The 20,542-nt window shown below is 69.1% G+C and carries 22 protein-coding genes; 7 read left to right on the plus strand and 15 right to left on the minus strand.

Annotated features, from left to right (window positions below; all coding sequences use genetic code 11):
- Positions 1 to 2 precede the first annotated feature (2 nt).
- The 3 genes from ACFSZT_RS15075 to ACFSZT_RS15085 are packed head-to-tail and all read right to left on the minus strand — an operon-like array spanning position 3 to position 2,972.
- Positions 3 to 893 (minus strand): SDR family NAD(P)-dependent oxidoreductase, encoded by an 891-nt coding sequence (locus tag ACFSZT_RS15075; RefSeq protein ID WP_377391766.1) that lies wholly within the window; start codon positions 891 to 893, stop codon positions 3 to 5.
- A gap of 42 nt (positions 894 to 935) precedes the next feature.
- Complete coding sequence (locus ACFSZT_RS15080; RefSeq protein WP_377391763.1) at positions 936 to 1,679, minus strand: IclR family transcriptional regulator; 744 nt, start codon at positions 1,677 to 1,679, stop codon at positions 936 to 938.
- Positions 1,680 to 1,721: 42 nt separating this feature from the next.
- A complete protein-coding gene (locus ACFSZT_RS15085) occupies positions 1,722 to 2,972 on the minus strand; it encodes an FAD-dependent oxidoreductase (RefSeq protein ID WP_377391760.1) in 1,251 nt (416 codons plus the stop codon).
- Positions 2,973 to 3,161: 189 nt separating this feature from the next.
- Here ACFSZT_RS15085 and ACFSZT_RS15090 point away from each other — a divergent pair, with 189 nt between their 5' ends.
- Genes ACFSZT_RS15090 through ACFSZT_RS15100 form a run of 3 tightly spaced genes read left to right on the plus strand, consistent with a single transcriptional unit; the run spans position 3,162 to position 6,181 of the window.
- A complete protein-coding gene (locus ACFSZT_RS15090) occupies positions 3,162 to 4,136 on the plus strand; it encodes a tripartite tricarboxylate transporter substrate binding protein (RefSeq protein ID WP_377478276.1) in 975 nt (324 codons plus the stop codon).
- Positions 4,133 to 4,663, plus strand: coding sequence for a tripartite tricarboxylate transporter TctB family protein (locus ACFSZT_RS15095; RefSeq protein ID WP_377391754.1), 531 nt, complete (start codon positions 4,133 to 4,135; stop codon positions 4,661 to 4,663). Before ACFSZT_RS15090 ends, ACFSZT_RS15095 begins: the two co-directional genes overlap by 4 nt.
- Before the next feature lie 3 nt (positions 4,664 to 4,666).
- Positions 4,667 to 6,181, plus strand: coding sequence for a tripartite tricarboxylate transporter permease (locus ACFSZT_RS15100; protein ID WP_377391751.1), 1,515 nt, complete (start codon positions 4,667 to 4,669; stop codon positions 6,179 to 6,181).
- A 121-nt stretch (positions 6,182 to 6,302) separates the two neighbouring features.
- On the opposite strand, the gene ACFSZT_RS15105 is transcribed toward ACFSZT_RS15100, so the two are convergent.
- The gene (locus ACFSZT_RS15105; RefSeq protein WP_377391748.1) at positions 6,303 to 6,734 is read right to left on the minus strand and encodes a VOC family protein; all 432 of its coding nucleotides are present in this window, start codon (positions 6,732 to 6,734) and stop codon (positions 6,303 to 6,305) included.
- A 73-nt stretch (positions 6,735 to 6,807) separates the two neighbouring features.
- Between ACFSZT_RS15105 and ACFSZT_RS15110 the strand changes: the two genes are divergently transcribed.
- Entirely contained in the window at positions 6,808 to 7,476 is a 669-nt protein-coding gene (locus ACFSZT_RS15110; protein WP_377391745.1) for a GntR family transcriptional regulator, read from the plus strand.
- Positions 7,477 to 7,806: 330 nt separating this feature from the next.
- On the opposite strand, the gene ACFSZT_RS15115 is transcribed toward ACFSZT_RS15110, so the two are convergent.
- Positions 7,807 to 8,277 (minus strand): SRPBCC domain-containing protein, encoded by a 471-nt coding sequence (locus tag ACFSZT_RS15115; RefSeq protein ID WP_377391742.1) that lies wholly within the window; start codon positions 8,275 to 8,277, stop codon positions 7,807 to 7,809.
- Entirely contained in the window at positions 8,274 to 8,615 is a 342-nt protein-coding gene (locus ACFSZT_RS15120) for an ArsR/SmtB family transcription factor (RefSeq protein ID WP_377391739.1), read from the minus strand. Before ACFSZT_RS15120 ends, ACFSZT_RS15115 begins: the two co-directional genes overlap by 4 nt.
- A gap of 55 nt (positions 8,616 to 8,670) precedes the next feature.
- Here ACFSZT_RS15120 and ACFSZT_RS15125 point away from each other — a divergent pair, with 55 nt between their 5' ends.
- Both ACFSZT_RS15125 and ACFSZT_RS15130 read left to right on the plus strand, forming a co-directional pair.
- Positions 8,671 to 8,823 (plus strand): hypothetical protein, encoded by a 153-nt coding sequence (locus tag ACFSZT_RS15125; protein ID WP_377391737.1) that lies wholly within the window; start codon positions 8,671 to 8,673, stop codon positions 8,821 to 8,823.
- A 5-nt stretch (positions 8,824 to 8,828) separates the two neighbouring features.
- Positions 8,829 to 9,083, plus strand: coding sequence for a hypothetical protein (locus ACFSZT_RS15130; RefSeq protein ID WP_377391735.1), 255 nt, complete (start codon positions 8,829 to 8,831; stop codon positions 9,081 to 9,083).
- A 285-nt stretch (positions 9,084 to 9,368) separates the two neighbouring features.
- Here the strand turns inward: ACFSZT_RS15130 and ACFSZT_RS15135 are convergent, their stop codons facing one another.
- Positions 9,369 to 10,238 carry a hypothetical protein gene (locus tag ACFSZT_RS15135; protein WP_377391732.1) on the minus strand — a complete coding sequence of 290 codons (870 nt, stop codon included), beginning with the start codon at positions 10,236 to 10,238 and terminating at the stop codon, positions 9,369 to 9,371.
- Positions 10,235 to 10,675, minus strand: coding sequence for a hypothetical protein (locus tag ACFSZT_RS15140; RefSeq protein WP_377391730.1), 441 nt, complete (start codon positions 10,673 to 10,675; stop codon positions 10,235 to 10,237). Before ACFSZT_RS15140 ends, ACFSZT_RS15135 begins: the two co-directional genes overlap by 4 nt.
- A gap of 971 nt (positions 10,676 to 11,646) precedes the next feature.
- Here ACFSZT_RS15140 and ACFSZT_RS15145 point away from each other — a divergent pair.
- Complete coding sequence (locus tag ACFSZT_RS15145; RefSeq protein WP_377391727.1) at positions 11,647 to 12,669, plus strand: DUF2637 domain-containing protein; 1,023 nt, start codon at positions 11,647 to 11,649, stop codon at positions 12,667 to 12,669.
- A gap of 232 nt (positions 12,670 to 12,901) precedes the next feature.
- Here the strand turns inward: ACFSZT_RS15145 and ACFSZT_RS15150 are convergent, their stop codons facing one another.
- The 7 genes from ACFSZT_RS15150 to ACFSZT_RS15180 all read right to left on the minus strand — a co-directional run bounded on the left by ACFSZT_RS15150 (position 12,902) and on the right by ACFSZT_RS15180 (position 20,541).
- The gene (locus ACFSZT_RS15150) at positions 12,902 to 14,020 is read right to left on the minus strand and encodes a hypothetical protein (protein WP_377391724.1); all 1,119 of its coding nucleotides are present in this window, start codon (positions 14,018 to 14,020) and stop codon (positions 12,902 to 12,904) included.
- Between the two features lie 207 nt (positions 14,021 to 14,227).
- Positions 14,228 to 15,070: a F510_1955 family glycosylhydrolase gene (locus ACFSZT_RS15155; protein ID WP_377391721.1), complete on the minus strand. Its 843-nt coding sequence runs from the start codon at positions 15,068 to 15,070 to the stop codon at positions 14,228 to 14,230.
- A gap of 158 nt (positions 15,071 to 15,228) precedes the next feature.
- The gene (locus ACFSZT_RS15160; protein ID WP_377391718.1) at positions 15,229 to 15,453 is read right to left on the minus strand and encodes a CDGSH iron-sulfur domain-containing protein; all 225 of its coding nucleotides are present in this window, start codon (positions 15,451 to 15,453) and stop codon (positions 15,229 to 15,231) included.
- A gap of 3 nt (positions 15,454 to 15,456) precedes the next feature.
- Positions 15,457 to 15,663: a heavy-metal-associated domain-containing protein gene (locus tag ACFSZT_RS15165; RefSeq protein WP_377391716.1), complete on the minus strand. Its 207-nt coding sequence runs from the start codon at positions 15,661 to 15,663 to the stop codon at positions 15,457 to 15,459.
- Positions 15,664 to 15,754: 91 nt separating this feature from the next.
- A complete protein-coding gene (locus ACFSZT_RS15170; protein ID WP_377391713.1) occupies positions 15,755 to 17,161 on the minus strand; it encodes an NADH-quinone oxidoreductase subunit N in 1,407 nt (468 codons plus the stop codon).
- A gap of 13 nt (positions 17,162 to 17,174) precedes the next feature.
- Positions 17,175 to 18,662 (minus strand): complex I subunit 4 family protein, encoded by a 1,488-nt coding sequence (locus ACFSZT_RS15175; RefSeq protein ID WP_377391710.1) that lies wholly within the window; start codon positions 18,660 to 18,662, stop codon positions 17,175 to 17,177.
- A gap of 25 nt (positions 18,663 to 18,687) precedes the next feature.
- Complete coding sequence (locus ACFSZT_RS15180) at positions 18,688 to 20,541, minus strand: proton-conducting transporter transmembrane domain-containing protein (RefSeq protein ID WP_377391707.1); 1,854 nt, start codon at positions 20,539 to 20,541, stop codon at positions 18,688 to 18,690.
- Position 20,542 lies beyond the last annotated feature (1 nt).

Raw genomic sequence — 20,542 nt, forward strand, 5'->3', positions numbered from 1 at the left:
CCTCAGCCCTTGTTCGCGGCCGGCAGGGCGGCGCCGAGAGAGGAAGCCCACACGGTGGCGATGGCGTCGGCGGTCCACCCCTTGTCGGCGTAGGCGACGCGCAGCTCGGTGGGATGCGACCACAGCGTCAGCTTGTCTCCGCCGATGCCGATGGCCTGGCCGGTGATTCCGGCCGCTGCGTCCGAGGCCAGGAAGACGATGAGGCCGCCGACATCCTCGGGTACGCCGAATCCCTTGCCCTTGCGCAGTTCCTCGGGAAACGGCGTGCCGTGCTGCTCCCACGCCTCGATGTGCGGCGCGAAGGTGGGAATGGTCTTGGTCATCTCGGTGGCGGCCACCGGGATGACGGCGTTGACGTCGATTCCGGCCTTGGCACACTCCAGCGCCCAGGTACGGACCATGCCGACGATCCCGGCCTTGGCGCCGGAGTAGTTGGTCTGGCCGAAGTTCCCGCGCTGGCCCGCCGGGGAACCGATGGCGATGATCCGGCCACCGTGGCCGGCCTCCTTCATGTGCCGGACCGCGGCGCGGACACAGGTGAACGTGCCTTTGAGGTGGACGTTGACGACCGCGTCGAAGTCCTCGTCGGTCATCTTCCACAGCACCTTGTCGCGCAGGATGCCCGCATTCGTCACGAGCACGTCGAGCCGGCCGAACGCCTCGACGGCCTCGGCGACGAGCCGGTCGGCGACCTCGCCGGAGCCCACGGCGGCGGCGACCGCGTGGGCCTTTCCGCCCAGCGCGCGGATCTCTCCGGCCGCCTGCTCCGCGGTGGCCTCGTCGACGTCGTTCACCACGACGCTCGCGCCCGCCCGCGCCAGCTCCTTCGCGTAGCTCAGCCCGAGCCCGCGACCCGAGCCCGTGACGATCGCGACCTTTCCTGTCAGGTCCATGACTTCGCTGTCCTCTCTTCCCCGGTGACCGGGTGCACGCGATCAGCCCAGTTGGGTTCTGATCTCATTCGCTGCTTGCAGTACTGCCTGGGTGGCGGTGTCCGGATCGGCGGGTTCGCCGAGGTACACCACGCCCACGCTCAAATCGGGGTGCTGCGGATGCCGGATCGGTGCGGCGGCACCCCAGGTGCCGCTCTCGATCTGCCCATGGCTGACCGCCCAGCCCCGCTTGCGGGCGGCGGCCACCTCCGGCAGCTCCGCGGTCGCGGGCGGACGAGCCGAGAGGATTGCGAAGCCGGACGCGCCCCGGGTCAGCGGGCGCCGCGCGCCCGCCTGGTACGAGACGTGGTAGGTCGCTGTCCTCGGCTCGACCACCAGCAACGCGACGGCGTCGTCGCCCTCGGCGGCCGTCAGGTGAGCGGTCGCCCCCGTCCGGTCGGCAAGGCGCTGCAGAACCTTCTGCGCGATCACCCGGACGACCGGCTGCACCAGGCGGGCCAGCTCGAGCGGTCGCGACCCCAGGCGATAGCGGCCGTCGGGGTTCTGCACCACATAGTTGCGGGAGGCGAGGGTGTTGAGCAGCCGGACCACGTTGGTCCTCGGTGTCCCGAGCAACTCCGTCAGCTGTGCGACGGTGACGCCGTCGGGTGCGGCGGCGACGAGGTCGATGACCTCGAGCCCTCGGTCGAGGGTCTGCGACACGGCGCGGCGATCGTGGTTGTCCGGCTTCCCCGGAGCCGCGTCGTCACCGATGCTGCCGCGAGATGTGCGCTGAGGCTTGTCCATGGCCCCATGATCGCGCCCGCTCACCATGTCGTGCCCACCTGTTCAGATCGCCGCGCCGCTGACCGGGCGGCCGAAGCCGTGTTCCCGCGCCGCGTTGATCATCGACGCGTCGAGCAGGTACGAGCGGGTGGCCTCCGGGTCGGCGGCGATGGCCGCGAGCCGAGCGCGGTCGGCGGCGCGTTCCGCTTCGTCGGCCCGCATGAGGAGCTGGGTGTTGTTGTGGCTCATGCGGCGGACGTGTTCGAGGGCGACGGCCCGGCGCGTGTCGGAGTAGGTCGACAGTTCCGTGTCCACGGCCTCCGGGTCGGTCGGCCTGTCCCCGAGCAGCCTACCCAGCCGGACGGCCAGGTCGAAGGAATCCTGCAGTCCGCTGTTGAGGCCGAATCCGCCCATCGGACTGTTGATGTGTGCCGCATCCCCGACCAGCACCACGCGACCGTCGTACAGCCGCTCGGCGACCCGCTGGTGCACGTTGTAGAGCTGATGGCCGAGGATGCCGAGCTCGGTGCCTGCGGCATCGGCGCCGACGACCCCTTCGATCACGCGGCGCAGATTCTCCGGGCTCGTCACCTGTTCCGGATCGGCGTCCTCGCGCACGGGGACCAACACCCGCCACACGTCCGGAATCCTCAGCAACATCACGAATTCCTCGGGATCGGCGATGTAGTTGACGTGGCAGAGGTCCGGCATGTGCCTGCCGAAGTCGAGGTCGGTGCTGATGAGCAGGAATCGCTGCTGGTAGGTCCAGCCGTCGAAACCGATGCCGAGCAGCTTGCGGGTGGTGCTCTTGGCTCCGTCGGCGCCGACCACGAACGCGGCCTCGATGCGTTCGGTACCGGAGGGGCCGCTGACCGTGATGACCGGGTTCGGCCCGCTCTGGTCGATGGCGATGAGCTCGGTGGAGTAGCGCACCTCGGCTCGCCCGCCTGCGCGGATGTAGTCGAGGGCGAGCTCCACGAACTTGTACTGCTCCAGCTGCAGCCGGAACGGGTAGTCGGTGTCGCCGCTCAGGGTCGAGTAGTCGAACTCGGCGACAAGCCCGAGCCGGCGATCGCGGATCTGGTACCGGTCGGCGACGAGACCCGCCTCCACCATCTTCTCGGTCAGCCCGACCGGCGCCAGTTGTTCCAGCGTCGGCGGGTGGAAGGTCGACGCGCGCCACTCGGTGCTCACGTGGTCGTCGCGGTCGAGCACGAGGGTCTTGATCCCCGCGTGGACGAGACAAGCGGCGAGGCCCATCCCGCACGGGCCGGCACCCACGACCACTACGGGGAGTTCGGTATCGGCAAGCAACCAAGTCTCCAATCTGACCGAATAGCGGTCATCTATGACCGCACTTCGGGGATCATGGTCCAGCGGTCGCCGGTAAGTCAAGCCTTGACCTAGCAGTGAGGCGCCCATACTCTTGCGCCAACTTGCTCGTATGCGGTCACAAGTGACCGAATCATCGACTTCAATCGACCTCAAAGTGGAGGCAGGCACATGCCCGGATCTCGTTTCTGGCTCGCGTTGGGCGCCGCGGGCGTCCTCGTTTCATCCGCGTGTGGCGTGAACCAGGCCCCGGCCGGGGACGGTGGTGCGGACTACCCGAACGGCACCGTCACCCTCACCGTTCCGTTCACCGCAGGCGGTCCCACCGACGCGACCGCCCGCGCTTTGGCCGAGTGCCTGGACCGGGAGCTGGGCACGAACGTCGTGGTCGAGAACAAGCCCGGCGCCGCGGGCACGATCGGCACCAGCGAGCTGGTGCAGGCGAAGCCGGACGGCCAGACCCTCGGCATGGTTTCGACGACGTCGGCGGTGGCGGGGCCGATCCTGCAGGACGGCATCGACTACACGCTCGACGACCTGCAGCCGATCGCCTTGCTGGCCGAGGTTCCGAGCGTCATCGCCGTGGGCCCCGACTCGAAGTACCAGACCGCCGAAGCCCTGCTGGCGGCAGCGAAGGCGAAGCCCGGGTCCGTCACGGTCGCCGTGCCCGGCACGACAACGGTGTTCGGCATCGAGTTGCAGCGGCTCGAACGGGAGTACGGCGTCAAACTGGAGACGGTGCCCTTCGAAGGCGGAGGAGACGCTCGCAATGCGGTGCTGGGCGGCAACGTCGACGCCTTGTGGGACGCGGCGTCGAAGGACCTCCTCGACAACATCAGGCAAGGACAGTTCAAGGCCATCGCCACCGGGCACGGCACGCGGCTCGACTACCTCGACGTGCCGACGCTCGCCGAGCTCGGCTTCCCCAAGCTCGTCGACAGCGACACGCCGTTCAGCCTGGCGGCTCCCGCGGGCACACCGGAGCCGGTCGTGAAGACCCTGGAGGACAAGACCCGGGCCTGCCAGGCCACCGACAAGTACCAGGAGGTCGTGGGCGCGCAGTTCGTCCCCGACGAGTTCGTCGGTTCGGCCGCGCTGACGAAGAAGTTCACCGACCTCGCCGACACCTACCGCGCGCTCAAATGACACAGGCAGACAACGCGTTGCAGGAGGCCGGACCCCCTACGGACGACGCCGGAGCTCCCCGGGCGAGCGGCCGGCGGGGCCGGGCCTTCCGCGCAACCGCCTTCGTCGTGCTCATCGCCCTGTCTCTGGCAGCGGCGGTGGAGTCGTGGAATCTCGGCCTCTGGGCCAGCCGGCGTCCAGGGCCTGGGCTGTGGCCGTTCCTGATCTCGGTCACGATGTTCGGGTGCGCCGCCGGAGCCTGGCTGCGGGAACGGAGGTCGGAGGCGGAAGCTCCGCCCGAGACGTCGTGGCGCCGCGAGCTCGTGGCGTTCGGCAGCGTCGTCGCCTACATCATGGGATTTGCCTATCTCGGCCTGGTGATCCCGACGTTGCTGTTGCTCGTGCTGTGGCTGAAGGCCCTGGCGAACGAGCCGTGGCGGCTGGTGCTGCCACTCTCGGTCGCGGGCACGGCGGTCATCTATGTCGTCTTCGACGTCCTGCTGGGAGTCCCGTTCCCGAACGGCGTTCTGGGCGTAGTGGGGATGTGAACAGTGGACTGGAATGCGCTCCTCGAGGGGTTCAGCGTCGCCCTCTCGCCGATCAACCTGGTGTGGGTGCTCGTCGGCGTCGTGGTCGGCACGGTGATCGGCGTGCTGCCGGGCCTCGGGTCGACGGCGACCATCGCGCTGCTGTTGCCGATCACGTACAACATGGAGCCGGAGTCCGCGATCATCATGCTCGCGGGCATCTACTACGGCTCGATGTACGGCGGGACGATCACGTCGGTGCTGCTCCGGCTACCGGGCGAGGCGGCGAGCGTGGTCACCGCGCTGGACGGCTACGAGATGGCCAAGCGCGGGCAAGCGGGCCCGGCACTGGGGATCTCCGCGGTCGGTTCGTTCGTCGGCGGTGTCGTCTCGGTCATCGGGCTGTTCTTCCTCGCCCCGGTGTGCGCCTCGTTCGCGGTGAAGTTCGGCCCGCCCGAGTTCGCGGTGCTCGCGGCCGCGGGTCTGCTGTTGGCGTGCTATCTGGGCAACACGTCGCTGCTCCGGTCGCTCATCTCGGCCTCGCTCGGCCTGCTGCTCGCGACGGTCGGACGCGATCCGATCAGCGGTACGGGCCGGTTCACCTTCGGCGACGTCAACCTCGGCGGCGGGCTCGACCTCGTCGCCGTCGCGATGGGCCTGTTCGGACTCGGTGAGCTGATTTTCAACGTCACGGAGAAGTACAAGGGCCGCATTCTCACCACGAAGATCGGCAGGGTTCTTCCGACGCGGGACCAGCTACGGCGCTCCCGCGGCCCGATCGCCCGCGGTTCGGTGCTCGGTTTCATCCTCGGTGTGTTGCCGGGTGGGGGCGGCGTCGTGTCCTCGATGGCGTCCTACGCCACGGAGAAACGGCTGAGCCGGAATCGGGAGGAGTTCGGCAAGGGTGCCGTCGAGGGGGTCGCCGGGCCGGAGACGGCCAACAACGCGTCGTCCACATCGGCCTTCGTCCCGCTGCTCACGCTCGGAATCCCGTCCAATGTGGTCATGGCGGTGATCTACGGTGCCTTGCTGCTGCAGGGGATCACGCCGGGACCGTCACTGGTCAACGACCACCCCGGGGTGTTCTGGGGCGTCATCGCCTCGATGGTCGTCGGCAACCTGATCCTGCTGGTGCTCAATTTGCCGATGGTGTCGGTGTTCGTGAAGCTGCTGCGCGTTCGCGCCGGGATGCTCGCGTCGTTCGCCCTCGTGGTGACGTGCATCGGTGCCTACAGCATCAGCAACAGCATCTTCGACATGTACGTGCTGCTGGCGTTCGGTCTGCTGGGCTACATCATGCGCCTGGTCGGCCTCGAGCCGGCTCCGTTGGTGCTGGCCTTCGTGCTCAGCCCCATCCTGGAGGGCGCGGTGCGGCAGTCACTGCTGATCTCCGGCGGCAGCCCGGACATCTTCGTCACCCGGCCGATCGCCGGCACGATGGTGGGGCTGATGCTCGTGTTCGCGGTGGTCGCGATCGTCCGCCGTTACCGGAAAAAGGCGCAGCTCGGTTCGGCCGAGCAGGAGCCGATGACGCGCTGAGGCAACTGCCCGCACTGCCCGCACGGCCACAACGTGAGTTCGCCGTCGTGGCCGTGCGCGTGTCTGCGGTCCGGGTCGCCGTGTCTGCCGCTTGCGTCGCCGTGTCTGCTGTCTGCGTCGTCTAGACCGCGAACACCTGCGCGTCGTCGGCGAAGGCTTTGAACTCCAGTGCGTTGCCGGCCGGGTCGCGCAGGAACATGGTCCACTGCTCACCGGGCTGACCCTCGAACCGCACGTACGGCTCGATCACGAACTCGACGGCTGCCGCGCGCAGCCGGTCGGCGAGTTTGTGGAACTCGGGGATCGTGAGGATCAGCCCGAAGTGCGGCACCGGGACGTCGTGGCCGTCGACGGGGTTGTGGATGCCCTGCGGGCGGGCGGGCGCGAGGTGCGTGACGAACTGGTGTCCGTGCAGGTTCCAGTCGACCCACGTGTCGGAGCTGCGTCCCTGCTCCAGGCCGAGCACCTCGCCGTAGAAGTGGCGAGCGGCCGCCAGGTCGTCGACGGGCATGGCCAGGTGGAACCGGGGGATGGGGGAGTCGAGAACAGTCATGATGTCGTCGGCCGCCTTTCCAGGTCGCGTTCTTGTCTCAATGTTAACATTGCGACAAGAAGGGAGTGTGCGCGTGGGCGGACAGCGAGGTGTGGCCCCGGCCCGGCGGCGAGGTCTGGCCGACGAGGTGGCCGATTCGATCCGGGAAGCCATCTTCAACGGGACGTACGCGCCCGGCGCCTCCCTGCGTGAGGTCGAGTTGTCCCAGGCGCTCGAGGTCAGCCGGGGACCCGTGCGTGAGGCACTGCTGCGGCTGGAGCGTGAGGGTCTCGTCCGAACCGCATGGCATCGCGGCGCCACGGTCACCACCCTGTCCGCGGAGGACATCGCCGAGCTCGACAGCCTGCGTGGAGCGTTGGAGCAGCTCGCCGTCCAGCGTGTGGCCGCCCACGCCTCCGATGAGGACATCGCCGCCATCGACGACGCCGCCCGGCGCATGGAGCGCGCCGAGGACGCGCACGCGATGGTGCACTGTGACATCGCCTTCCACGACGCCGTCTACGCCGCCGCCCGGCACCGCCGGCTGCAGGAGGCGTGGCAGGCGATCCGCTCTCAGGTGCATCTGTTCCTGCTCACGCGGATCGCTGTCAGTTCCGAGCACTACGTCGACCATCTCCCGGGCGAGCACCGCGACCTGGCGGCGGCGCTGCGGGCCCGCGACGCCGACGCGGCTCTCGAGCTGTTCGCTACCCACCGCAGGCATGCCTTCGACATCCTGGCCGGCACCGGGGACGGGGACTGACAACCGTCGCCGTGTCGGCCGTCTGTGTCACTGTGTCTGCGATTCGCGTAGCCGTGTCGGCCGCTCCCGTCGCGGCGGGGACCCGTGACCCGCGACGGGGTGACCGTCGACCCGCCCGCGGCCTACCTTCGGTCGGCGACGCCGGCGTCGGCGCCGATGGGCCGGAGGCCGGTCTGTGCGTCGGGTCGGTGATCCGTGGCCAGTCACCGACGAACGCCTTGTCCACATAGGGCATGAGCAGCCGTCACGGTCGACACCTCGCTCGTGTCCTCGGTCCGAGAGCCCGTCCCCGGACGCCGTCGAGGCTGACGAACCGGGTCACGGTGATGTTCATCGTCCACTCTCGACATAGCGGGCGAGCTGCTCGGCCACGGTCGCCCAGCCGTCGGCGAAGCCGAGCTCGGCGTGCTGGTCGCGGGCCGCGGGGGCGCCGTGCCGCGCGACGATGCGGTAGTCGGTGCCGTCCGCGTGATCCCGCAGCGTGACCTCGGCGGTCATCGGCACGGGCGCGGGGGTCGCCGGACGCCACGCGCTGTCGATGGCGTTGGTGAAGACGATCCGCTCGAAGTCGTCCACCACGACGAAACAGGCGTCCAGGTGCGGGGCGAACGTGACACCGTCGTCGCTCATCCGCGTGACGAACGCGCCGCCGGGCCGGACCTCCAGCCGGTCGACCCGGCAGAGCGTCGGTGCGGGCAGCCACCACTGCGCGAGGGATGCCGGGTCGGTCCACGCGTCCCACACGTCCTTGCGTGGCGCGCGGATGATGCGGTGGATGCTGAGGTCGAGTTCGGGATTCATGGCTTCCTCTTTTCGGTACGACGAGTGACGAAACGCTCGAGCCGGTCGGTGGACTCCTCCCAGAGCCGGCGTTGCTCTGCCAGCCAGTCCTCAACGACGGTGAACCGTTCCCGGTCGAGTTCGCACACGCGTACCCGGCCGGATTTCTCCGTGCGGATGAGCCCGCACGACTCGAGCATGCGGACGTGCTTGAGGAACGACGGGAGTGTCATCGCGGCGTTGCCGGCCAGGTCGCCGACGCTCGCCGGTCCGTGCCCGAGCTGCCGGATCACCGCGCGCCTCGTCGGGTCCGCCAGGGCGAGGAACACGTCGTCCAGTTCCGTTGAACACTGTGCCACAGGGCTAAGTATTCACCTCGGTCAATACTTTGCGCAAGGGCTAAGTGTTGGTCGGGTGCTTATGCTGCCGGCCAGGCAACAGAACGTGCCGCTCTGGGTGCCGATCGTGGTCAGCCTTATCGGCGTTGCCGGGATCGTCGCGGGCGGCCATCTGGTCAATGTCTGGCGGGAGGACCGCCGCTGGCGACGGGAGCAGCACCGGGAGTAAGTGCGATGGCAGCGGCGACGGGACGCCGACGCCTGACGCGGTCCCATGAGAGCCTGCTGGACCGGCGAGACCGGCGAGTCGTCGTCTACGGCGAGTACCTGCTGTCCGTCGACGCCATTCTGGACCTGCTGCGGACAAGGAGGATGCCGGCCACGTCGTCGGAGCCGAGCAGCCTGGCGTGCCCGGTGACAGTGTGGTGGTGTTGCGACCGGTCGAGCCCCGGCGTTCCCCAGCACGCTCTTGCGCCCCAACGCGAGTGACGACCTGATCGCGCGTGCGACAGCGAAGGACCAGGAACGCTTAGGACCGATTGAACACCGAGCCGGCGAACCGGGAACGGGAGATCCGTGACCACTACGACAGGATGACCGAGCAGATGCGGCAGGAGCTCGGCGTCCGGGTCTAGCGGGCGGTGGCCGTCGAGAGTGGACTACGCGGCCTGGTGTGGAGGCTATGCAGCTCACCGGCCGGTATCCGGCGCCTGGTCCTACTGTGGACGCCGCGAGCACGGGCGGCCACCGGTTGCAGGAGCCGCGGCTTCGCGATCACCGCGAACCGACGGCGCTCTCGGCGGGGGCCGGGCCGTGGGTGGCCTGCACCTCACGGGCGCGGGCGAGCTGGGCGACGCCGAAACCGGCGAGCAGCGCGCAGCCGAGCGCGACCGCCACTTCGATCGGCGTGGTGGCGAGATGCTCGCCGAGGAAGATCACGCCGATGGCGGTGGCGCTCGCCGGGTTCACCAGGTTCGTCACCGCCAGCGGCGCGGCGAGCCCGTGCCGGTAGGACCGCTGGGTCTGCAGGGTCGCGGCGATCGCGAACGCGGCGATCGCGACGAGCGCGACGATCATGATCGGCCGCAGCAGCACGCTCGGTCCGTGATCGCCGACCGTCACCACCACGGTCTGGCACAACGCCGAGCAGACGGAATACCCGATCCCGCCCGCGACGGCCTCCCACAGACCCGACGCTCCCTGCCGGTTGCCCACCAGCCCGAGGATCGTGCCGATGGCCACGTTGGCGACGACGAGCCCGGCCAGCTCGCCGGAGGTGAGTGTCTCGGTCTCGCCCGAGGTGGTGATGAGGAGCGCGAGGCCGGCGAGCCCGATCACCGTATTGGTCATGCCCAGCCACTCGAGCCGCGTGACCCGGCGCCGCGCGGTGACGGCCGCGAACGGTACGGCGAGGACCAGGGTGAGCACCCCGAGTGGCTGAATGAGCGACAGCGGCCCGAATCCCAGCGACGTGACGTGCAGCGCCGCGCCGAGACCGTTGAGCCCGAGTGCCACCCAGAACCACGGGACCTGCAGCACCCTGACCATCGTGAGGTTGGCGTAACGAGCCTGGATGAGTGCCGCCGTCGCGTACGCGATGGACACCACCACGCACAGTACGACGGCGATGGTGATATCGGTCATGGCGCGCGGTGGCCTGCTCTCTCGGTCCGCCCGACGGCGCGGGGTGGGGTGCCTGCGTCCTCGTTCGGACGTATTTCGGAGACTATCGGTTCGCCTGCCGCGGCAGGCGGAGGTCGTGCTGTGACCGTGGGCTCAGCGGGCTCCCGTTCGCCGACGTTCCCGGCTCCGGCTCGGACGACGCCGCTGCACTCCCTGTGGGGCTCGTCGTAGGCCTCGCGGGCGGCGAAGGCAGGGCCAAAGCTCGTCGCGTCCCGCGACGCGGTGCCGTAGATGCCGTCCTCACCGTTGCTGATGTCGTTGCCGTCAAGGTCGATGTCACGCTCGGCGGCCAGCTTCTTGAGATCAAGCCGGTCGACTCGTTCAGGGGTCGATGACCGCGGTGTAGACCACGTGCTCGTTGTCGTTGTTCGGTCATTCCAGAAGGTCGCCGCGTACACCCGGCCATGTACACGGTTCACCGTGATGTGGCCGAGGTGAGCCGCCCGGCCAGATCCGTCTTCGAAGAGGTCGGTGTGAAGGGGTAGTAGACGTAGCCGCGATGTTGGTCGACGGCCTTTCTCTGCTCGGGGCTGCTGCCCCATGCATCCCCCGTCGAGGCGCCGAGAACTCCCGCGGCGATGGCGATCGATGCGCTGAAGCACACGACCATCAGGGAGCAGTCTCGAGCGTGTTGAGTTCCTCCATCCCTATCTGGACCGAGGGGTCCAGATAGGGATCAAGGCCGTGAGGACACCGCATACGCGGAGCGGACGAAATGTGGATGGACGATTCAGAGCTCGTTTGCTGACCTCGAAAACCGTTTTCCAGCAAGCATCTCGGACTGGTAAGTGCCTCGCGAGTGGGACCGGCTGCCACGCGAAAGCCCGTGGGACGAACGTCCCAGGCAGCTCGCAGATGTCGACTTTGCCGTCTACCCGGGCTGCCGGATGGAGCCGGGCACTCGCGCCACGGTGATCGCAGGACCGGAGGGCTGCCCGCGGGCAGATCGGCCGGGCACTGGGCCTCGCCACGGGACCGCGCATGGACCACAGCCGGCGGACGACGGCCGGTCATAGCGGAGCACAGCCGGAACCCAGCCGGACAGCACAAGATCGGCCGCTCACCACGTCTGCGCTGGCGAGGGGCCGATTCGGCAAGGTAGAGGGGAGTGCCCCCGGAGCGGCTCGTACTGCATTCACACCGGATTCCGGCTTCGTCCAAGGTGTCGGTGACCTGGTCTTTCGTGTCCGCCTTCCGCTCGACTTGGAGCGCCGGACGCAGGGGAGCGGACGATGAATCACGGCCGCATGTTCGAGTCCCCGGCGGCGGGGCGCTACACAGATGGATGGCGGTCTGACCAGGGAGTTTTGACAGGCCGCTTGGTGATCGAGGGCCGTTTCACGGTCGGCGGGCCAGGTGGTGACGGCCGATGAACACGACCGCAGGTATTGAACCCGGCCGTTCGGAACCTGTGACGCTTGGCGGTATGCAACTGGTTGCGGCTGCTCTATCGGCGGGGCTGGGGTTGGCGGTGGCTGGTTATGGGATCGCAGGCTCGTACGAGACGCTTTCTGATCTTGCGGCTCGCAAGGGACTGCCTTTGCCCGGTCTGGTGCCGCTGGGCATCGATGGTGGTCTCGTTGGCGTGGTGGCGCTTGATCTGGTGCTGTCGTGGACAGGGCAGCCTATCGGCTGGCTGCGCCAGCTCGCCCGGGTGCTTACCGTGGGTACGGTTATCGCCAATGCTGTGGCGGGCTGGCCTGATCCGGTTGCGGTGGGGCTGCATGTGGCGGCGCCGGTGATGCTTTTGGGCATGGTAGAGGCGGCTCGGACTGTTCTTCTGCGGCGGATGGGCAGGGCGGACGGGACCGCCCGGGATCCGATTCCGCTGCTGCGCTGGGTGCTGGCGCCGTGGAGGACGTGGCTGCTCTGGCGCCGCATGGTGTTGTGGCAGGTATCCAGCTATCGGGAGGCAGTCGAGGCCGAATGGGCTGTTCGCCGCGCGATCACTTTGCTCCGGCGCCGGTACGGGCGCCGGTGGAAGCGGGAAGCGCCCCCGGATCTGGTGTGGATGCTGCAGAGCGGGACGGCACCGTTGGAAGCGTGCGCGCGTGTTCACCAACTCGTGGCAGAAGCCGAACGGTCTGACCTGATCGGTGACGGTGGTGGCGAGGGCCAGCTGAGTGATCTGCCGGAAGATGGGCCACAGGAGGAGAGGTCGGACGCGCGTGGCCAGGGAGGCGACGACGCAGCGATCGATGAGCAGTTTGAACGCGCAAGGCAACTGGAGAAGGTCAGACAACTCAATGACGAGCACTGGGTTCGGCATGGGCGACCGGTCTCGGCCGAAACGGTCCGGAAGCGTTTGCGGATCGGTTCCACGAGGGCTCGCGCCTTGGCACGGGTCGTCCGCGCGGCAGATCACACCGCGATCCGCGCCGCCGCCCGCTGACTCCAGGAGTATCTGCGTCCCGGTGTGTCGGGTGGCCACCGGGGCCGGGTGGCCAGGCTGGTGGTCTTTATGAGGATTCGTTTCGAAGCGGTCCCGGCGCTTGAGCAGGGCGCTCCGGATGCAGATGAGGTCGCCGCAGGGGGTGCACAACGTCTTGCAGAAGGCAGCTGCCGACGGCGTGGCCAGATTGCGTGACCGAGGTCAACGAGCGGCTCGCTGAAGTTTTCGTAGATCATGGCGGCCACAGTTCCCAGTTGTCACTGCGGCCGCGGCGTACCTGCGCTGTCGGGTACTTGGCTTGGGCTTCCGCCAGCTTGGCCATGACCTCGCTGATAGGCCCGGGTGGGATGACCGCCAGTGGCTTGGCTGTGGGCTGCCGTTTTCGTTTCGGCTTCGGCCGGGCCGGGGTGAAGATCGTGCGGAGCATGGGTGGGAGCATGGCGCGCCACTGCTCGTAGCCGAAGTCGGGCAGCGCGTGCTTCCCGCCCCACTTGTGCTCGATGTTGTAGGCCGTGGACGCCGGGCATCTCTCCCACCAGCCGGGCAACAGCCGCGCCAGGTGCTCGGCCGTGGAGCCGGGCGGTGGGGGCGGATGGAACAGCCGTAATGACAGGTCGTACTCGTGCCACTTCGCGGGCGCCTCGCATTCCGAGCACATGGAGGCTGGGGCTGGTATGGGCATGGCTAGCAGTGCGCTGAATCGTCGCCGATCGTTCTTTGCCCATTCACAAAGGGCGGGGTGCCGCCAGCAGTCCATGTGCGACCGCAGGTTCATCTCGCGCCGTTCCGAGGGCAAGTAGCCGTGGCGGTCGATGATCTGCTCTGGGTCACCGAGTTGGTGCCGTAGGTCATCTGCCGCTGCTTGGCGGTCGGCGATGCGGCGCTCCGCGTCCTCTCGCTGGTCCGGGCTGGCTGGTGCTGCGAGAACGTGAGTGAAGAACGCGGTGCCGGCCTCCGTTCGCAGCAGGTTCAGGCGCAGGTGTTCGCGGTCCTTGTCGTACGACTGGGCCACAAGATCAGCCCGGCGCTTTCTATCCTCCGCCAGGCGTTTGTCAACTTTGTCGAGTTCGGCTTGCCCGAGGGCCTCGGCTTCCTCCTCGGTGTACTCGCGGTCCGGTGCGCCGTTGTCCCATTCGCGGATGATTTGCCATATCCGGTCATGCTCTTGGTCGCGGCGGCCCTCTTCCCGCCAGTTCCATTGACGCGACACGTCGCTGTACAGTCCGGGCAGATCGGCCAGTGCCTGGAGTAGCTCCGCTCCGGTGGACGTGGCCCTGGGACGGCGCGTCCAGGTGACGCCGTTCGGCGCCGTGACCTGAATCTCGACTTCCCGGTTGTGTTTCTCGGTCATTTCCGGGCTTCCCTCGTCTGTGGCCGGCGAGCGTCGGACTGCGCGCTCGTGCGGCGGTGTTCGTGGGCTTGTCCGGTCGGCAAGGACAGACGGAGGCCACGTCATAGATCAGGGTCCGGTTGGGCGCGTCGAGAGTAAAGCGCCCGGATATGGCGAGGCGTTACTGGCTTCTTAAAAAGATCTTCGACACGGACTGCGTACGAGCGTTCAGCCGAGCGCCTGGCGCAGGGTGAACGTGCGTCCGCCGTCGCGGGATGCGTGGATGCCGGTCTCGGTGGCGACGTATACGTCCGAGCTGCCGTTCGTGGCGAGGGCTTGCGGTGCGCCGGGTACCTGGCCCGCCGTGGACCACGAGGTGCCGCCGTCCTTGCTGGTGTGCACCCTGCCATCCGGATCGATGCCGATGAGGGTGTTCTCGGCCGGCCAGTCGAGGAGTAGCAGGAGGGGAGCTTTCGGCATGGTGGTGAAGGTGCGGCCGCCGTCGGTGCTGCGTGCGGGACCCTCTTCGGTGGTTGCCAGCACGGTGTCCGCGTTCGCGGGGTGGACGGTGAAGTCGGCGAGCGCGAGGCGTGCGCGCCGGTCCCAGTTCTGCCGGTCGGCGGTGACCATGAGCTGCTGGGTCTGGCTGTCGTAGCCGTACACCTGGTTGTGCTTGGCTTCGAGGGCGTGGAAGTCGGCTTCCCCGGCAAGCGACAGGGACTCCCATGTCTGGCCCGCATCGGTGCTCTCGATCAGGCCGAGGTGTGGCGGGAGGTCCTCGTCCGGGTCGGGGTGGCCGCTGCCGAGGAAGTGCCGTGGGCCGACGATGGTGAACCCCATCGTGTCCTGCTGCCGGTCGGCGATCAGCTCAGGTTTGCCCTGGTCGGGAAGCCGGAACACGCCGTAGTGGCTCGCGGCGTAGAGGGTGCCGTCGGCGGGGTCGACGCCGAGGCCGTGCACGTGCCCGAGACTGGGTGCCGCGTCGGCCTCGTTATCCGCCGCCTGCTCGCCGGTTTGACCGCACCCGGCGAGCGCGACAGCGGCGATCACGGCCACTGCGCCAATGCGCATCCTGCTGCGCTGCGTCACCGCGCTGTCACTCTCTCGTGCCTCTGCCTCACGGGCCAGTAGAACTGTATCGGTTAGTAGTTCCCGGCGCTGGTGGGGCTACGCAAAGCAGCGCGTATCGAAACGGTGGCGCCGGAGTTGCCCGGCGCCACCGCTCCTTGCTAGGTGGATCGCTCGGTGGCGTTGAACCCGTTTCGGGCGTGTGACCCGTCGCAGAAGGGCTTCTTCGCCGACATCCCGCAGCGGCACAGCAGCGTCGTCCGCCCTGGGCCCAGCTCATAGCTGTTGTTCTCGTGGTCAACGAGACGGATCGGGCCCTTGATCTGATAGGGGCCGTTGTCCACCGTCTTGACCACGATGGGGTCGGAGCTCGGTTCGGTGCTCATGGCTTACTGGGCGACTTCGTAGCCGGCGTCCGCGATCGCCGCCCGGACGAGCTCGCTGTCGATCGGTGCGTCGCTGATCACCGTGACCTCGCCGGTCGCGATGTCGACATCGACGTCGTTGACACCGGCCACGCCAGTCACCGCGGTGGTCACCTTGTTCATGCATCCCGAGCAGGTCATGCCCTTGACGGTGTAGACGCTCGTGCTCATTGACTTCCCTTCGACGATGGAGAATTCTGAATCTAACACTACGGGGGTAGGGTATCAACACCGAGAGCGCTGCCGTACGCTGGCGGCATGTCTAGCTGAGAAGGACGTTGCCCTGGAACGCCGCGAGGATCGGGCCGGCGAGGACGCCGACTGCGACGGAGGCCGCTGCGGCGATGTAGGTGGTCGTCGCCGCCCATGAGCTGGGGCGTTCGGTGGTGCCGGGGCCGGAGCGCATGGCGGGGGCGATCCAGCGGAGGTAGTAGAACACGCTGGCGACGGTGTTGACGGCGGCGAGGACGACCAGCCAGCCGAGGCCGGCGTCGAAGGCGGCGGTGAACACCGTGAGTTTGCCCGCGAACACGCCGGTCGGCGGGGTTCCGACGAGGCCGAGAAGGCAGACGACGAGGCCCAGCGCCAGCCAGGGCCGGTCGCGGCGCAGGCCGCTGTAGTCGGTGAGGGTGCGGGCCCGGGGCAGCGCGCACACCACCGCGAACGCGCCGAGGTTGGTCACGGCATAGGCGGCGAGGTAGAGCAGCAGGCTGGGGAGCGCGAGTGTGCTGCGCCCGGCGGCGGCGACTGCCATGAGCAGGTAGCCGATCTGGCTGATGGTGGAGTAGGCCAGCAGCCGGCGTACGTCGGTCTGGAAGAACGCGGCGAGGTTGCCCAGGGTCATGGTGGCCGCGGCGAGGACGGCGATCAGTAGCGGCCAGTCGAGCGTGGCCGAGCCGAGCGGAGCGGCGACGAGCCGGTAGAGCGCCACGGCCGCGCCGATCTTCGGGATGGTGGTGACGATCGCGCCGACCGGTGGCCGGGCGCCCTGCGTGACGTCCGGGACCCAGAACTGGGCCGGCACCGCGCCTGCCTTGAACAGCAGGCCGGCGAGCACGGCGATGACGCCGACGGCCACGGCGGCCGTCGGGGCGTCCGGTATTCCCCCGGCGAGCGCGGCGTAGCCGGCTCCGCCGCCGACCCCGGACAGCAGCATGATGCCGAACAGCATGGTGACGCCGAGCAGTGCGCCGAGCAGGTAGAACTTCAGGCTGGCCTCGGTGCCGGGGGAGTCCTTGGCGAACGCGGTCAGCGCGTAGAGGGGAACGCTGGCCAGTAGATAGGCGGCGCCGAGCAGGAGCAGGTCGTTCGTTCCGGCGAGCAGCACGGTGCCGAGCGCGCTGAGCAGCAGCAGGACGACGAACTCGGTTTCCCGGCGATGGCCACGGACGTCCGCGGTCAGACCGAGCACGAGCAGAACGGAGACCAGCACGACGACCCTGGTCGCGTGGGTGGCGATGTCGATGGAGTAGCTGCCTTCGAACACCGCCGTGCTCGGCCCCGCCCAACCGAGCACAGTGGACACGAGCCCGGCGAGGCAGGCGAGCGCGGCGAGGGCGTGGACGGGCCACTGGCGCCGGCGCGGCAGGTAGGAGCCGAGCAGCAGGCCGGACACCGCGGCTCCGGCGAGGAAGATCTCGGGGAGGAGCCGGCCGAGCTCCTCGGTCATCGTTCCTTCCATGTCAGCGGCTCACCAGGTCGCCGAGCGTGCGGGCCGCGGGTTCGATGACGTCGAGCAGGAATCGCGGGAACAGGCCGACCACGACGGCGAGCGCCATCAACGGCGCGATCGAGACGGCCTCGGGGGCGGTGAGGTCGGCGGTGCCGCCCGCGGTGCGCGGCGGGCCGAGGAAGATGCGCTGGTATGCGCGGAGGAACAGGGCCGCGCTGAGCAGGATGCCGAGGAAGGCCAGTGCCGTGGCGACGGGCGCCGCGCCGAGGGAACCCGTGAAGATCTGGAACTCGGCGATGAAGCCGGAGAACCCGGGTAGCCCGAGGGAAGCGAAGGCGGCGATCGCGGTCATTCCCGCGAACCGGGGCGCGTTGGCGGCGAGCCCGCCGTAGGAGCCCATGTCGTAGGTGTGGCCCCGTTCGTAGAGCACGCCGGCGAGCAGGAACAGCGCACCGGTGATCAGGCCGTGGCTCACCATCTGTGTGATGGCCCCGGCGACGGCGAGGTCGTGGGCCTGCGTGTTCGAGGTGGCGATGAGCCCGGCCGCGCCGACGGCGAGGATGATGTATCCCATGTGGTTGACGGAGGTGTAGGCGATCATCCGCTTGAAGTCGCGTTGCGCCAGTGCGACCAGCGCGCCGTACAGCACGCTGAGCACGCCCACGACCACGATCACCCAGGCGTAGCGGCGCCAGGTTTCGGGCAGCAGGGGCATCGCGATGCGCACGAACCCGTAGGTGCCCAGCTTCAGCAGGACACCCGCGAGGATCGCCGAGCCCGCTGCCGGGGCCTCGGTGTGGGCCGGTGGGAGCCAGGTGTGGAACGGCACCGTCGGCGTTTTGATCGCCAGGCCCACGACGAGTGCGAGCAGCACCAGCGTTCCGGCGGCGCCCTTTCCCGCCAAGGGGTTCTGTTCGGCGAGCTGTGTGATGTCGAAGGTGTGGGGCTCGGCGGAGAGGTAGAGCCCGATGAACCCGAGCAGCAGCGCGAGCGAGCCGACGAAGGTGTAGAGGAAGAACTTCAGCGCCGCCCTGGCCGCGCCCTGGTGTCCCCAGCCCGCGATGACGAAGTACATGCCCACGATGGACAGATCGAAGAAGACGAAGAACAGGATGAGGTCCAGGGAGACGAACAGGCCCAGGCACACCGTTTCCAGGAAGAGGAACAGCGCGGCGAACGAGCGGATGCGCTGGGTCTGGCGCAGGGAGTAGATCGCGCAGGCCAGGAACAGCACGGCGGTGACCGCCACCAGCGGCAGGCTCAGTCCGTCGACGCCGAGGTGGTAGCCCGAGCTGACACTGGGGATCCACCGGCGGTTCACCTCATAGGCGTAGCCCGGGGTCGCGGGGTCGTAGGCGAGCCACAGGCCGAGCACGAGAGCCAGCTCCACGGCACTGGCGGTGATCCAGGTCCGACGGACCGCGCTGTCGCCGAGCCGTGGGAAGGCCAGCAACCCGGCGGCGACGGCCACGGGCAGGAACACGATGATGCTGAGCACGCCTACCTCACGTTCGATCCGGTGTTCATCCGAGCACGACCAGCAGGACGACGAGCGCGGCGAGGGCCACGACGGCCTGCGCGTAGTAGTGGTGCAGCTGACCGGTCTGGGGGCGCCGCGCCAGCTGTCCCAGGCGACGGAAGCCGCCGGCCACCGCCCTGACCATGCCGTCCAGGGACCACTCGACGCGGGCGTCGATGACCCGCGCCAGCGAGGAACCGGCGGCGACCGTGGCGCGCACGCCGCCGTCGACGACCCGGTCGTCGAACCGGGCCAGCGCGACGGCTGCGGTTCCGGCCGGTGCCGCGACGAGGCTGCGTGCGGCCGACTCAAGGCCGAGCCATCCCGTCCACGGCCCCCGCGCCGGGACGTCGCCGCGACGGCGAACGACCGCGGCGGCCGCCCCCGCGGTGGCCAGGGCGACCACCGCGGACACCAGCAGCTCCCACCACGCCGCGGCCGCGCCTTCGGTCGTGGAGACGATCCCGGCGAAGGCGTCCCAGACGGCGGGGACGGCGAGCACGCCGAGGGCGGCCGCTCCGGCGGCGAGCGGTGGCAGCGCGCCGCTCTGCCACGCGGTGACCCGGCCGGTGCCGGGCCGCTCGCCGTCCCGTGCCGCGCCGGGGTCCGGAGCTGACCAGACGATCGCCACGGCACGGCCGGCGTAGGCGGCGCTGAGCGCGGCCGCGGCCAGGCCTGCCAGGTACAGCGGGGTGGCTTCGTGGAGCGCCGCGGCGAGCACGTGGTCCTTGGCCGCCCAGATCGACAACGGCGGAAACCCGGCCAGCGTCACCGCACCGGCGGTGAAGGTCACGCCGACGACCGGGTACCGCCTGGCGACACCGCGGAGCGCGGACAGCTGTTTCGTGCCCAGCGCGGTCAGCCACGCCCCTGCGGCGAGGAACAGCAGGCTCTTCGTCAGCGCGTGCGCCACGAGCAGCCCGCTGCCCGCTGCGACCCCGCCCGCGCCCGCGGCCAGCACCATGAACCCGACCTGGGCGCAGGTGGAGGCGGCCAGCAGTTGCTTGAGATCGCTCTGCACCACGGCCACGGCGCCAAGCGCCAGCGCGGTCATGGCCCCGGCCCATGCCACCAGCACCCCGGCCCACGGGGTTGCGCCGAGCAGCGGCTCCAGGCGCAGCAACAGGTAGGCGCCCGCGGCGACCATGGTCGCCGAGTGCAGCAGGGCCGACACGGGGCTGGGGCCGTCCATGGCCCGGGACAGCCAGAAGCTGAACGGCAGCTGGGCCGACTTGCCGAGCGCCGCCAGCACGACACCCGCGGCCACCACGTCGCGCCACCCGTCCGGCAGTCCGGCCAGCTCGTCGAGGGCGAGACCATCCACGCCACCGGCCAGTGCCGCTCCCGCCGCCAGGTAGAGGCCGAGGTCGGCGGCGCGGGTGGTCAGGAACGCCACCGTGCCCGAACCGGCCCGCCGGGACTCGCGCCACCAGAACCCGATGAGCGCGTACGAAGCCGCTCCCATCGCCTCCCACGCCATCAGCAGCGCGACCAGGGTCGTGGCGGTGACCGTCACCAGCATCGCGCCGGCGAAGAGCAACATGAACCCGAAGAACCGCGCCCTCGCCTCGTCGCGGCCGAGCTCCCCCGCGGCGAACACCAGCACCGCGAGGAGCACGACAGAGACGGTGACGACCATGACCGCGGACAGGCCATCGACCCGCAGGCCGAACGAGATACCCTCCACATAGGACGCCGACACCGCCGGCCGCTGGACCGCCACGACGACCGACAGCACCAGGGTCAGCACCGTGGCGGCGACGGCGACCGGCGCGGCGGAGGGATCCGCGCGCCTGCCGCACACCAGCAACAGGCTGCCCGCCACCAGCGGCACCCCGGCCAGCGACCACAGCATCATG

This window comes from Prauserella oleivorans, from assembly GCF_042685745.1.
In the GTDB taxonomy this organism is placed as follows: Bacteria; Actinomycetota; Actinomycetes; order Mycobacteriales; family Pseudonocardiaceae; genus Prauserella_A; species Prauserella_A oleivorans.

Bases quoted from the DNA above. Each gene is read 5' to 3' on its own strand.
- ACFSZT_RS15095 (WP_377391754.1), top strand. From the start codon at position 4,133: ATGACACAGGCAGACAACGCGTTGCAGGAGGCCGGACCCCCTACGGAC.
- ACFSZT_RS15115 (WP_377391742.1), bottom strand. From the start codon at position 8,277: ATGAATCCCGAACTCGACCTCAGCATCCACCGCATCATCCGCGCGCCA.
- ACFSZT_RS15170 (WP_377391713.1), bottom strand. From the start codon at position 17,161: ATGACCGAGGAGCTCGGCCGGCTCCTCCCCGAGATCTTCCTCGCCGGA.
- ACFSZT_RS15080 (WP_377391763.1), bottom strand. From the start codon at position 1,679: ATGGACAAGCCTCAGCGCACATCTCGCGGCAGCATCGGTGACGACGCG.
- ACFSZT_RS15155 (WP_377391721.1), bottom strand. From the start codon at position 15,070: ATGCGCATTGGCGCAGTGGCCGTGATCGCCGCTGTCGCGCTCGCCGGG.
- ACFSZT_RS15130 (WP_377391735.1), top strand. From the start codon at position 8,829: ATGGCAGCGGCGACGGGACGCCGACGCCTGACGCGGTCCCATGAGAGC.
- ACFSZT_RS15180 (WP_377391707.1), bottom strand. From the start codon at position 20,541: ATGATGCTGTGGTCGCTGGCCGGGGTGCCGCTGGTGGCGGGCAGCCTG.
- ACFSZT_RS15150 (WP_377391724.1), bottom strand. From the start codon at position 14,020: ATGACCGAGAAACACAACCGGGAAGTCGAGATTCAGGTCACGGCGCCG.
- ACFSZT_RS15090 (WP_377478276.1), top strand. From the start codon at position 3,162: ATGCCCGGATCTCGTTTCTGGCTCGCGTTGGGCGCCGCGGGCGTCCTC.
- ACFSZT_RS15160 (WP_377391718.1), bottom strand. From the start codon at position 15,453: ATGAGCACCGAACCGAGCTCCGACCCCATCGTGGTCAAGACGGTGGAC.
- ACFSZT_RS15075 (WP_377391766.1), bottom strand. From the start codon at position 893: ATGGACCTGACAGGAAAGGTCGCGATCGTCACGGGCTCGGGTCGCGGG.
- ACFSZT_RS15105 (WP_377391748.1), bottom strand. From the start codon at position 6,734: ATGACTGTTCTCGACTCCCCCATCCCCCGGTTCCACCTGGCCATGCCC.
- ACFSZT_RS15165 (WP_377391716.1), bottom strand. From the start codon at position 15,663: ATGAGCACGAGCGTCTACACCGTCAAGGGCATGACCTGCTCGGGATGC.
- ACFSZT_RS15135 (WP_377391732.1), bottom strand. From the start codon at position 10,238: ATGACCGATATCACCATCGCCGTCGTACTGTGCGTGGTGGTGTCCATC.
- ACFSZT_RS15145 (WP_377391727.1), top strand. From the start codon at position 11,647: ATGAACACGACCGCAGGTATTGAACCCGGCCGTTCGGAACCTGTGACG.